The sequence below is a fragment of the Aeromonas sp. MR7 genome (assembly GCF_963899385.1).
GTDB classification, from domain to species: Bacteria; Pseudomonadota; Gammaproteobacteria; order Enterobacterales; family Aeromonadaceae; genus Aeromonas; species Aeromonas bestiarum.
On the sequence record NZ_CAWQXH010000021.1, the window covers coordinates 245,972 to 258,371 of the forward strand.

Consider the following 12,400-nt stretch of genomic DNA (forward strand, 5'->3'; position numbering starts at 1 on the left):
TTTATGTAACATGTGGGGCATTATTTTTATGGCATCGTCTTAAAGAACGCGAACGTCCGATTACGCTTCGCTAATCGAACCTACGAGCTCATGCATATAATTGATGTCACTACAGATACTTTGGGATGGTTAGTGATGAGTAAAATTTCAGAAAGAGTAAGACATGTAAAAATCAGAGATGGATATTGTCTAATTTGTGGAAAATTTGGCACACTCTCGATAGATCATGTTCCACCGCAGGGTTCAATTACTGTAACTAAGGTTGAACAACGTCATATTATGGAAATGATGGGGGCAGGTGCTAAATCAATAAAAGGCGTGCCATCAACCAATGGAAGCAAATTCAGAACGATCTGCAGCAACTGTAATAGTAATATCTTAGGAGGCAATGATGGCGAGGTTGCGGATGCAAATAAAAAGCTGACAAGTAAAATTCGTAATTATTTTCAGAATCCAATCTCCCCATATAATACCGTATCTATTGACATAAACCCTATCAAATATGCCAGAGCGATGATAGGCCATATTCTATCTGCGACATCAGTTACCGAGTGTAAAGAGCCACCACAAAAATCTCCGTACTTTGACCCACTAAAGAAATTTGTACTAGGGGATGACCATGCCATTACAAAAACCCATGATATATATTATTGGTTTTATCCTTACGATCGTCACTTGAGCGCAAAGTGTGTGAGCTTTTTCAATCAAGGGCATTCTACAGTACTAAGCTTATTGTCATTTTTCCCAATCGCATTTCTCGTAACCCCAAAAGATGAAGGTATATACCCAACCCATGCCGCGCGCTTTGATTTCAGTTCTAGTAAATTAGTTCTAGATTTATCCAGTTACAACATTCATTTTTCTGACTTTCCTTTTTCAGAACTAAAAGGAAATCAGATGTGTTTACTAAACGATTGTCAGACAATAATAAGTTATCCAATTAAGAACCAAGATATATAATATATTTTCCGTAACTATTTTTATTACACTAAAAAAGCGCCTCCCAAGGGAGGCGCTTTTCAATTCAGTATCAAGCAATCAGCTATTACAGGGATTCAGCGGTCGCAACCACGTTTTCCACGGTAAAGCCGAATTCCTTGAACAGCAGCTCGGCCGGTGCAGACTCACCGAAGGTGGTCATGCCGATGATCTTGCCGCCAAAGCCCACATACTTGTACCAGTAGTCGGCGATACCCGCTTCGATGGCCACACGCTTGGTAACGGCAGCCGGCAGGACGGACTCTTTGTATTCGGCAGATTGTGCGTCGAACACATCGGTACAAGGCAGGGAGACCACGCGCACGGCACGGCCCTTGGCAGTCAGCTGATCAAAGGCGGCCACGGCCAGTTCCACTTCGGAACCGGTGGCGATCAGGATGAGTTCCGGGGTACCGGCGCAATCCTTCAGCACATAACCACCCTTGGCGGTATCGGCCAGTTGCTGGCTGGTACGGTCCATCTGGGCCAGGTTCTGGCGGGAGAAGATCAGGGAAGTCGGACCGTCGGTACGCTCGATGGCGTGCTTCCAGGCGATCGCGGATTCAACCTGGTCACACGGGCGCCAGGTGCTCATGTTCGGGGTCAGACGCAGGGAGGCGATCTGCTCAACCGGCTGGTGAGTCGGGCCATCTTCACCCAGACCGATGGAGTCGTGGGTGTAAACGAAGATGACGCGCTGCTTCATCAGGGCGGCCATGCGCAGGGCGTTGCGGGCGTACTCCATGAACATCATGAAGGTGGCGCCGTAGGGGATGAAACCACCGTGCAGGGCGATGCCGTTCATGATGGCGGACATGCCGAACTCGCGCACACCGTAGTGGATGTAGTTGCCTGCCGCGCTCTCGGGGGTGAGAGACTTGGAACCGGACCACATGGTCAGGTTGGACGGAGCCAGGTCAGCGGAACCACCCATGAACTCGGGCAGCAGCTTGCCGAAGGCTTCCAGAGAGTTCTGGGACGCTTTACGGGTCGCGATCTTGGCCGGGTTGGCTTGCAGGGTTTCGATGATCTTGGCAGATTCAGCGGCCCAGTTGGCCGGCAGCTCGCCTGCGGTACGGCGCTTGAATTCGGCAGCCAGCGCCGGGTAAGCGGCTTCATAGGCGGCAAACTTGGCAGCCCAGTCGGCTTCCAGCTTGGTACCTTTCTCCTGACCGTTCCACTCAGCGGCGATGTCTGACGGAATAACGAACGGCGCATGGTCCCACTTCAGGAAGGCACGAGCGGCGGCGATCTCGTCGTTGCCCAGCGGTGAGCCGTGGCAATCGTGAGAACCGGACTTGTTCGGTGAACCGTAGCCTATGATGGTGCGGCAGCAGATCAGGGTCGGCTTGCCGGTCTCGGCCTTGGCGGCTTCGATGGCGGCATTGATGGCTTCCGGGCTGTGACCGTCAACGGCGGCAATCACGTGCCAGCCGTAAGCTTCGAAGCGCTTGACGGTGTCGTCGGTGAACCAGCCTTCAACGTGACCGTCGATGGAGATGCCGTTGTCATCCCAGAACGCAATCAGTTTGCCCAGTTGCAGGGTGCCTGCCAGGGAGCAAGCTTCGTGGGAGATGCCTTCCATCAGGCAGCCGTCGCCCATGAAGGCGTAGGTGTAGTGGTCGACGATGTCGTGACCCGGCTGGTTGAACTGCTCGGCCATGGCCTTCTCGGCGATCGCCATGCCCACGGCATTGGTGATGCCCTGACCCAGCGGACCCGTGGTGGTTTCCACGCCCGGCGCATAGCCGTACTCGGGGTGACCCGGGGTACGAGAGTGCAGTTGGCGGAAATTTTTCAGGTCGTCGATGGAGAGGTCATAACCGGAGAGGTGCAGCAGGGAGTACAGCAGCATGGAGCCGTGGCCGTTAGACAGAATGAAACGGTCGCGGTCGGCCCACTTGGGGTTGTTCGGGTTATGCTTGAGGTGGCTGCGCCACAACACTTCGGCGATATCTGCCATTCCCATGGGGGCGCCCGGGTGACCGGAGTTGGCTTTTTGAACGGCATCCATACTCAATGCGCGAATGGCATTGGCAAGCTCTTTACGAGAAGGCATCTGTATCTCCTGCGATTGCTTCATTTGATGGCCAAGATTAAGGCGCGTTATTGTCCCAGCAGGGCGCGTGCGGTGCAAATATTATCTGGGCGAATAAAGTGGCTTTGGGAGCTCAATCGCTTTTCTGGCCGGGGCAAACGATTGAGTTGTAAACGGCTTGCATCCCAAATGGGGTAAAGCACGTATCTTGTTCGGCCAGCGCGCGGCAAAACCAAAATAGTGCTGGCAATCGAGGGGGGCGCTAACTAAAATGGACGTCCAGATGTAGATACCTCTACAATCATCCTATCATCACCCGGTTATTGCTGTGGCGATAACCCCAGACAAGCTGAGAATCCCATCATGGCAAAGCTGTTTACTTCCGAGTCGGTCTCCGAAGGCCATCCCGACAAGATTGCGGACCAGATCTCCGATGCGGTACTGGACGCCATCCTCAAGCAAGATACCAAGGCCCGTGTCGCCTGTGAGACCCTGGTCAAGACCGGCATGGTCATGGTGGCCGGTGAAGTAACCACCTCTGCCTGGGTTGATATCGAAGAGATAGTGCGCAACACAGTGCGTGACATCGGTTACACCCACTCCGACATGGGCTTCGACGCTGACTCCTGCGCCGTGCTGAACGCCATCGGCAAGCAGTCCCCGGACATCAACCAGGGTGTTGACCGCAGCGATCCGCTGGAGCAGGGCGCCGGTGACCAGGGCCTGATGTTCGGCTACGCCACCAACGAAACCGACGTGCTGATGCCCGCCCCCATCACCTACTCTCACCTGCTGGTGAAGCGTCAGGCCGAAGTGCGCAAAAACGGCACCCTGCCGTGGCTGCGTCCGGATGCCAAGAGCCAGCTGACCTTCGCCTACGACGACGCGGGCAAGATCCTGGGTGTGGATGCCGTTGTGCTCTCTACCCAGCACAGCGAGTCCATCAGCCATAAAGATCTGGTGGAAGCTGTGCGCGAAGAGATCATCAAGCCGGTGCTGCCGGCCGAGTGGATCACCAAGGACACCAAATACTTCATCAACCCGACCGGCCGTTTCGTCATCGGCGGCCCCATGGGTGACTGCGGTCTGACCGGTCGCAAGATCATCGTCGACACCTACGGCGGCATGGCCCGTCACGGTGGTGGCGCCTTCTCCGGCAAAGATCCGTCCAAGGTTGACCGCTCCGCCGCCTATGCCGCCCGCTACGTGGCCAAGAACATAGTCGCCGCCGGTCTGGCGGATCGCTGCGAGATCCAGATCTCCTACGCCATCGGCGTGGCCGAGCCGACCTCCATCAGCGTCGAGACCTTCGGCACCGCCAAGGTGGCCGAGGATCTGCTGGTCAAGCTGGTACGCGAGCACTTCGAACTGCGCCCGTACGGCCTGATCCAGATGCTGGATCTGAAACGCCCCATCTACCAGGCTACCGCTGCCTACGGTCACTTCGGTCGCGAAGAGTTCCCGTGGGAGCAGACCGACAAGGCCGAGCTGCTGCGCTCCGCCGCTGGCCTCTAAGCCACTCAGTTGTGATAAAAGGGGAGCCTGGCTCCCCTTTTGCTTGTCTGCCGACCGACGGAAATCCCATGTCTGCCACCCCAGCTCAACTCGAACAACTGCTGCATCAGCGGGTCGAGGCCTGTTTCGTGCAGGCCGAGGCGCGCCTCGGCCGCACCTTTGCCCGCCCGCGCATCCACTGCAACATGCGGGGCCGGGCGGCGGGCTCGGCGCGGCTGCAGACCTGGGAGCTGCGCTTCAATCCGGCCCTCTATCAGGCCAACCAGCAGGCGTTTCTGGCCGAGGTGGTGCCCCACGAGGTGGCCCATCTGCTGGTCTATGCGCTCTGGGGCGAAGGGCGCGGCAAGGCACGGGTGCTGCCCCACGGCCAGCAGTGGCAGTCGATGATGCGGGAGCTGTTCGGCCTTGAGCCCAGAACCACCCACAGCTTCGATCTGACTGTGCTGGCCCAGCGCACTGTGCCCTATCGCTGTCACTGCCAGCAGCATCAGCTGTCGGTGCGCCGCCACAACAAGGTGGTGCGCGGCGAGGCCCGCTATCACTGCCGCCGCTGCAAGCAGCCGCTGGAACGGGAACGGCAGGTGCCTGTGCCTGCGCAGTAAGCCAGCCCGTGTCGCAACCCTGTGCTAGGGTGCCCCTCTCTTCATCCAACCACTTCATTGCCAAGGATCTTCATGTTTCGTCCCCTGTTTTTGTTCACCCTGGCCCTGCTGGTCAGCCTGCCCCTGCATGCCCAGACCTTTCGCGCCGCCAAGCAGGATCTGAACCGCCTCTATCAGGATCACCCCGTCACCTTCTACTGCGGCTGCAAGATTGAGTATCAGGGCAAGAAAATGAGCCCGGATCTGGCCAGCTGCGGCTATGAACCGCGCAAGCAGGCCAAGCGCGCCAACCGCATCGAGTGGGAACACGTGGTGCCGGCCTGGGAATTCGGCCACCAGCTGCAGTGCTGGCAGCAGGGTGGTCGCAAGAACTGCGGCAAGAGCGACGAGTTCAACCAGATGGAGGGGGACATGCACAACCTCTTCCCCGCCATCGGCGAGGTGAACGGGGATCGCGCCAACTACCGCTTCTCCGACTGGAACGGCACCCCGGATCAGTACGGCCAGTGCCAGATGCTGGTGGATTTCAAGGCGCGTCAGGTACAGCCGCCCAAGGGGCTGGTACGGGGCCAGATCGCCCGCGCCTACCTCTACATGAGCCAGCAGTATGGGCTGCGCCTCGCGGCGCAACAGCGTAAACTGTTCGAAGCTTGGGACAGGCAGTACCCGGCCGATGGCTGGGAGTGCGAACGCAATCGCCGCATCGGCAAGTTGCAGGGCAATACCAATCCCTTCATTGAAAAGCAGTGCCAATAACCCCATTTGACAGGGAGGGCTCACACCCCTCCCATAACGAGACGCGTCAATAGTCGAGTGAGCCGTGAACCCGGCCTCGCAGCAAGACCTTGACGCGTTTCCAAGCAAGAGACTGACACTTAGCCATGCGCATTCCACGTATCTATGAAGCGGCCGCCCTGCAGGTTGGCCAGACCCTAGCCCTGTCGGAAGACGGCGCCAACCATATAGGCCGGGTGCTGCGCATGCAGCCGGGCCAGCAGCTGGAGCTGTTCAATGGCGACGGCAATCAATATGCCGCCACCATAGCCCTGGTCGGCAAGAAGTCGGTGGAAGTGACCATAGACGGCTGCGAGGCTCAATCTGTGGAGTCCCCCTTCGCCATCCATCTGGGCCAGGTGATCAGCCGGGGTGACAAGATGGACTTCACCATCCAGAAATCCGTCGAGCTGGGCGTCACCTGCATCACCCCGCTCTTCTCCGAGCGCTGCGGCGTCAAGCTGCCGGCGGACAGGCTGGAGAAGAAGCGCGAGCAGTGGCAGAAGGTGGTGATCAGCGCCTGCGAACAGTGCGGCCGCAACCTGGTACCCGAAGTTCGGATACCCATGGAGCTGGACGCCTGGCTGGCGGAAGAGACCAAAGAGCTCAAGCTCAACCTGCATCCGCGCGCCGAGTACAGCATCAGCACACTGCCGGTGCCGGAGCACGGGGTGCGCCTGCTGATAGGTCCGGAAGGGGGCTTGTCCGGCGACGAGATCGCCCGTACCGTGCAGGAAGGTTTCAAGGAGATGTTGCTGGGTCCGCGGGTGCTGCGCACCGAAACCGCCGCCCTGACCGCAATAACAGCGCTGCAGTGCCGCTTCGGCGATCTGGCCTGAAACGGGTTCTGACAATCTCAAACGCAATCGAGCTACCAGAAGGACATTCGGATGACCATTAAACTCGGCATAGTGATGGACCCCATCTCGGCCATCAATATCAAGAAGGACTCCAGCTTCGCCATGCTCGAAGAGGCGCAAAAGCGTGGCTATGAGCTCTTCTATCTGGAGATGTCGGATCTTTACATGGAGGCGGGCCGCGCCTTTGGCACCATGCGACCGCTGACGGTCAAATATGACTACGCCGACTGGTTCAGCCTGGGCGAGGTGGTGGATCAGCCCCTCTCCACCCTGGACGTGATCCTGATGCGCAAGGATCCGCCGTTCGACACCGAGTTCATCTACGCCACCTATATGCTGGAGCGGGCCGAGGATGAGGGCTGCCTCATCGTCAACAAGCCGCAGAGCCTGCGCGACGCCAACGAGAAGCTCTACACCGCCTGGTTTGCCGAGCACACCCCGACCACGCTCGTCACTCGCAGAGCAGACAAGCTGCGCGCCTTCCACGCCCGGCACAAGGACGTGATCTTGAAGCCCTTGGACGGCATGGGCGGCGCCTCCATCTTCCGCATGAAGGAAGATGATGCCAACGTGGGCGTCATCATCGAAACCCTCACCGAGCACGGTAGCCAGTACTGCATGGCCCAGACCTATCTGCCCGCCATCAAGGATGGCGACAAGCGGGTGCTGGTGGTGGACGGCGAACCGGTTCCCTACTGCCTGGCCCGCATTCCGGCGAAGGGGGAGACCCGTGGCAACCTGGCGGCCGGTGGCCGTGGCGAGGCGCGCCCCTTGAGCGAAGCTGACTGGGCCATCGCCCGCGCCGTCGGCCCGACCCTCAAGGCCAAGGGCCTCATTTTCGTCGGCCTCGACATCATAGGCGATCGGTTGACCGAGATTAACGTCACCAGCCCGACCTGCATCCGCGAGATCGAGGCCGCCTTCCCGGTACATATCACCGGCATGCTGATGGATGCCATCGAGCGTCGGCTGGCGAAAGCCTGAGTGGCCCGAAGCTAAACGGCAATAACAACAGAGGCGGCCCCGGGGCCGCCTCTGTTGTTTCTCCTGCCAGAACGCCGGGCACGCCCCTCAGCAACGGAACTGCCCCACCTTCACCTTGAGGTCGCTGGAGAGCTGCTCCAGCTCGTGGCAACTCTGATTCAGCTCGGAGGCCGCCGCCGTCGACTCGGTGGCAATGTGGGCGATATTGACCACGTTGCGGCTGATGTCCTCCGCCACCTTGCTCTGCTCCTCCGCCGCCGTGGCGATCTGGGTGTTCATCTCGTTGATCACGTTGACCGCGCTCACTATCTCGCCGAGTGCCTGACCGCAGGCCAGCACGGTGCGATTGGACTCTTCCACCTGACTCAGTCCCAGCTCCATGCTGGAAGCCGCCTGAGTGGCCCCCTGCTGCAGCTTGACTATGGTCTTGCCGATCTCTTCGGTCGAACGCTGCGTGCGCTGGGCCAGGGTACGCACCTCGTCGGCCACCACCGCAAAACCACGGCCCTGATCGCCGGCCCGCGCCGCCTCGATCGCCGCATTGAGCGCCAGCAGATTGGTCTGCTCGGCGATGCCGCGGATGGCATCCATCACGCTGCTGATATTGCGGCTGTCATCCGCCAGCTGGGTGATCATGGCGGCCGTGTTCTGGATCTGGGCGGAGAGACCGGACATGCGCAAGATAGCATCTTCGACTATGTGGTGACCGTGACGGGCGCTCTCGTCAGCATGGTGCGCCGCATCCGCGGCGGCGTTGGAGCTGTTCGCCACCTCGGCCACTGTGGCGCTCATCTGGTTCATGGCGGTCGCTGTCTGATCCGTCTCCGCCTGTTGCTGGGCGAAACGGCCCCGGCTCTGGGTGCCGATATGGGCCAGGTGAGCCGACTCTTTGGCGAGCTGCTCCGCCATGCCGTTGATCTGGGTGATGAGGTCACGAAAATGACAGATCACCTCGTTGAGGGAGTGGGCCAGCCCGCCCATCTCGTCCTTGCGCAGCACGGGCGCCAGCTTGCTCAGGTCGAGATCCGTCTGCATGCCGCGCAGGATCCCGCCCATGGCCGCCAACGGCTGGCTGACGCTGCGCCCCGCCCACACGCCGAAGAACAGGATACAGGCGCCACCCACCACAAACAGCAGGATGAACAACCGGATCAACTGCACCCTGAGCTCATTGAGCTCGGCCATGTTCTTCTCGGCCTCCTGCAACTGGTACTCCACCAGGGCGCTGACCCCGTCACTGACCGGGTCGATCACCCGATAGAGCGGCATGATATGGGCGGCCAGCTGGCCCTGGTTGTCACCCTGCATGCTTGCCAGTATCTGCATCACGGACTCAATTTCCCGATCCGCCGCCGCGAACAGCGCCTGCATCTTGTCGGCCTCCCGCTGCTCGGCCTGGCTCATCTCCTGACCGCGATACTCTCGCCAGATCCGGTTGATCTCCTGCTGGGCTGCGCTCATGTCCGCGCGCGACTTGGCGGGGTCAAAGCCCCCCACATTGGCCTTGTTGGCGGCGTCTATCACCTTGACCGCGTAGAGATCGGCGATCTGCTTGAGCTCCTTGAGCTGGACGACCTCCCCCTGATACATGGCATTCATGCCCGCCATCAACTGGGACATGGCCTGGGTCGCCCCTATCACCAGCAGCAGGAGCGTCAGCAGGGGAACCACACACCCCAGGATCAACTTCTGTCTGATCGAAATACCTTCCATGGCGTTCTCTCCATCCTGACCATGTCGCTGGACAGGACCGCAAGCGATAAAAAGCGGTTTTGCCCGACACAGTGAGCTGCCATAATTGACCCAAATACCTTTGCAATATTTGGCCCATATGCAAACACTGCAAAATCATTTCCTGCTCGCCATGCCGAGCCTCTCCGATCCCTATTTCGAGCGTTCGCTGGTCTACCTGTGCGAACACAACGAGGAGGGTGCCATGGGGCTGGTGGTCAACATACCGGTGGACATGTCGCTGGACGCCATGCTGACCCAGCTCAAGCTCGCCCCCCCGGCCAGCCCGGACCTCAAGCAGCCCGTGCTGCAAGGAGGGCCGGTACACGCCGATCGCGGTTTCGTGCTGCACAGCTTCCGCCCTGGGTTCAACTCCACCCTGCAGGTGGGGGATGAACTCATGGTCACCACTTCCAAGGATATACTGGAAACCCTGGGCACAGAGCAGGCCCCGGATCACTGGCTGGTGGCGCTCGGCTACGCCGGCTGGAGTGCGGGTCAACTGGAACAGGAGCTGGTGGACGGCGCCTGGCTGGTGATACCGCCCAACCCGGATCTGGTCTTCAAGACCCCGATCCATCAGCGCTGGCAGCAAGCGGCCGCCAGCATAGGGGTCAATCCCATTCATCTATCCAGCGACATCGGCCACAGCTGATGCCGTTTGCCACGCATTTTGCGATGCGTTTTGAGGAAACAATTCAATGTCATCACGCAGTATCATGGGCTTTGACTACGGCACCAAGAGCATAGGGGTCGCCATCGGCCAGGAGCTCACCGGCACGGCCCAGCCCCTGCGCGCCATCAAGGCCAATGACGGTGTCCCCAACTGGGACGACGTCGAGAAGCTGCTCAAGGAGTGGCAACCAGACCTGCTGGTGGTCGGCCTGCCGCTCAACATGGATGGCACAGAGCAGGAGATCACGGTACGGGCCCGCAAGTTCGGCAACCGTCTGCACGGCCGCTTCGGCAAGCAGGTGGAGTTCAAGGACGAGCGGCTCACTACCACGGATGCCCGCGCCCGCCTGTTTGAACGGGGTGGCTACAAGGCGCTCGACAAGGGCAGCGTGGACGGAGTCTCAGCCCAGCTTATCGTCGAAGCCTGGATGGAAGAGCAGTACGGTTGACCGGCAAGGGGGAGGCAGCGAACGCCTGCCTCCCTCTCACCATATCCATCAGGCCTTGGCCTGTTGCGGGAGCACATCCTCTTCATCCGCCGGGCCGGCATTCATCATGCGGTTGAGCCAGGGCACCATCAGCGCCATCACCACGGCCACCAGCAGCGTCGCCAGTCCTATCTTGCCAAATACATCCGTATAGATGGGCAGCGTCAGCAGCGGATCAGTCACCCCTTGCGGCACTGCGGTAAAGGTCGCCACATAGCCCCCCAGCAGGGATGCCATCGCCTGGGTCAGGAACCACATCCCCAGGATGAAGCCCATCAACCGCTGCGGTACCAGCGCCGCCACCATGGCCAGCCCCAGGGCGCTGATCATCAGCTCGCCCAGGCTCTGGAACAGGTAGATGAGCACCATGAACCAGGGCGAAGTCAGCCCGCCGGCATCGGCAAACCAGATGCCCGCCGCCGCCGCGGTCAGGAAGCCGAGGGAGCAGAAGAACATGCCCAGGGTAAACTTGAGCGGCATGGTCAGATCCCGCCCCTGGCTGCCCATGCGGGTATAGATCATGGCCAGCACCGGGCTGCCCACCACCACCCAGAAGGGGTTCAGGGCCTGAAAGCTGATCGGATTGACGGTAAAGCCCAGCATCTCGTGATGCATGTTGTTGATGGCGAAGAAATTAAGCGAGGTCGGCATCTGGGCATAGAGCACGTAGAACACCACGGCCTCCAGCATCAGCACGAAGGCCACGTACATCTTGTTGCGGTGGATGCGATCCAGCTTGAACGCCTCGCGGAAGAAGAAGATCACCACCACCAGGGTCACCGTCATCAACACCATGTTGGCGATCACCACGTGGTGCATCAGCCAGGCGCAGAAGAAGACCAGCGCCACCGCCCCCAGCAAGACCAGCAGCAGCTTGCCGTAATCGAGCGGCAGATGATCCGGCTCCGAGCCTATGTCCCTGACCATGTTGCGGCAGGCAAAGAAGGTCAGCAGCGCTATGATGAGGCCGACCCCGCACAGGTTGTAGGTCACCGTATAGCCGTAATGATCGGCAATGACCGGGGCCAGCGAGAGGGAGATCAGGGAGCCAATGTTGATCGACATGTAGAACAGGGTGAAGGCCCCGTCCAGACGGGGATCCCTTGGCCCATAGCACTTGGCGAGCAGGCTGGCCGGGTTGGCCTTGAACAAACAGTTGCCCACGGCAATGGTGCCCAGGGCATAGAAGATGAGGTCGGGATTGTAGATCGACATGCCGGTCATGAAATAGCCGATGACCAGCACTATGGCCCCCAATACCATGGTGCGCTTGGTGCCCAGAATATGGTCACCCACATAGCCGCCGACCGAGATCAGCCCATATACCAGTGCCGAGAAGGCGCCGAAGGTAATAAACGACTGCTCCTGTGAAAAACCCAGTTGCTGGACAAAGAAAACCGCCAGAATGCCTTGTACGCCGTAATAGCCAAAGCGTTCCCAGAGTTCGACGAAGAAGATCATGAAAAACGGTTTGGGTTGCTGTAACAACCCGGTCGGAGCGGATGGATGCATACTAACCTACCTGTGTGTATGTTCTTTTATTCATGTCAAAGCGGCAGGGGCCACGCATTGATGCGCAGTCCTGCGCCTGATATGTCATATGGGGCGACAGCCAGATCCGACGAGATGAATATTCATCTACCCGCAGTCACGCTTATTTGGCCTGTATCAGAGTGCCTGTTTAAATATCGGAGACGGACACTGGGTCCACTTGGCAAATGGCTAAATAGCGCGGCCTCGCGCAGACAGCATTGC

At 59.2% G+C, this 12,400-nt stretch carries 11 protein-coding genes; 8 read left to right on the forward strand and 3 right to left on the reverse strand.

Features of this window, described 5'->3' with window-relative positions; genetic code table 11:
- The first annotated feature begins 135 nt into the window (after positions 1-135).
- On the forward strand, positions 136-960 hold the full coding sequence (locus AACW87_RS12880; RefSeq protein ID WP_241325144.1) for a hypothetical protein: 825 nt from the start codon (positions 136-138) through the stop codon (positions 958-960).
- Positions 961-1,045: 85 nt separating this feature from the next.
- On the opposite strand, the gene tkt is transcribed toward AACW87_RS12880, so the two are convergent.
- Positions 1,046-3,037 (reverse strand): transketolase, encoded by a 1,992-nt coding sequence (gene tkt / locus AACW87_RS12885; protein ID WP_241325145.1) that lies wholly within the window; start codon positions 3,035-3,037, stop codon positions 1,046-1,048.
- Between the two features lie 342 nt (positions 3,038-3,379).
- Between tkt and metK the strand changes: the two genes are divergently transcribed.
- The 5 genes from metK (at position 3,380) to gshB (ending at position 7,751) form a co-directional block, all read left to right on the forward strand.
- Positions 3,380-4,531, forward strand: coding sequence for a methionine adenosyltransferase (gene metK, locus AACW87_RS12890; protein WP_043135581.1), 1,152 nt, complete (start codon positions 3,380-3,382; stop codon positions 4,529-4,531).
- A gap of 68 nt (positions 4,532-4,599) precedes the next feature.
- A complete protein-coding gene (locus tag AACW87_RS12895) occupies positions 4,600-5,133 on the forward strand; it encodes a SprT family zinc-dependent metalloprotease (protein ID WP_241325146.1) in 534 nt (177 codons plus the stop codon).
- 72 nt (positions 5,134-5,205) lie between these two features.
- On the forward strand, positions 5,206-5,889 hold the full coding sequence (locus AACW87_RS12900) for an endonuclease (protein WP_241325147.1): 684 nt from the start codon (positions 5,206-5,208) through the stop codon (positions 5,887-5,889).
- Between the two features lie 125 nt (positions 5,890-6,014).
- Positions 6,015-6,746 carry a 16S rRNA (uracil(1498)-N(3))-methyltransferase gene (gene rsmE, locus AACW87_RS12905; protein ID WP_241325148.1) on the forward strand — a complete coding sequence of 244 codons (732 nt, stop codon included), beginning with the start codon at positions 6,015-6,017 and terminating at the stop codon, positions 6,744-6,746.
- 51 nt (positions 6,747-6,797) lie between these two features.
- Positions 6,798-7,751, forward strand: a complete 954-nt coding sequence (gene gshB / locus AACW87_RS12910) for a glutathione synthase (RefSeq protein ID WP_241325149.1) — start codon at positions 6,798-6,800, stop codon at positions 7,749-7,751.
- 87 nt (positions 7,752-7,838) lie between these two features.
- Here gshB and AACW87_RS12915 read toward each other — a convergent pair whose 3' ends face one another.
- Positions 7,839-9,464, reverse strand: a complete 1,626-nt coding sequence (locus AACW87_RS12915) for a methyl-accepting chemotaxis protein (protein ID WP_241325150.1) — start codon at positions 9,462-9,464, stop codon at positions 7,839-7,841.
- A gap of 118 nt (positions 9,465-9,582) precedes the next feature.
- Here AACW87_RS12915 and AACW87_RS12920 point away from each other — a divergent pair, with 118 nt between their 5' ends.
- Both AACW87_RS12920 and ruvX read left to right on the forward strand, forming a co-directional pair.
- Positions 9,583-10,137, forward strand: a complete 555-nt coding sequence (locus tag AACW87_RS12920) for a YqgE/AlgH family protein (protein WP_042037546.1) — start codon at positions 9,583-9,585, stop codon at positions 10,135-10,137.
- A 46-nt stretch (positions 10,138-10,183) separates the two neighbouring features.
- Entirely contained in the window at positions 10,184-10,606 is a 423-nt protein-coding gene (gene ruvX, locus AACW87_RS12925; protein WP_042867427.1) for a Holliday junction resolvase RuvX, read from the forward strand.
- 48 nt (positions 10,607-10,654) lie between these two features.
- Here ruvX and dtpB read toward each other — a convergent pair whose 3' ends face one another.
- Positions 10,655-12,157 (reverse strand): dipeptide/tripeptide permease DtpB, encoded by a 1,503-nt coding sequence (gene dtpB / locus AACW87_RS12930; RefSeq protein WP_043135594.1) that lies wholly within the window; start codon positions 12,155-12,157, stop codon positions 10,655-10,657.
- Positions 12,158-12,400 lie beyond the last annotated feature (243 nt).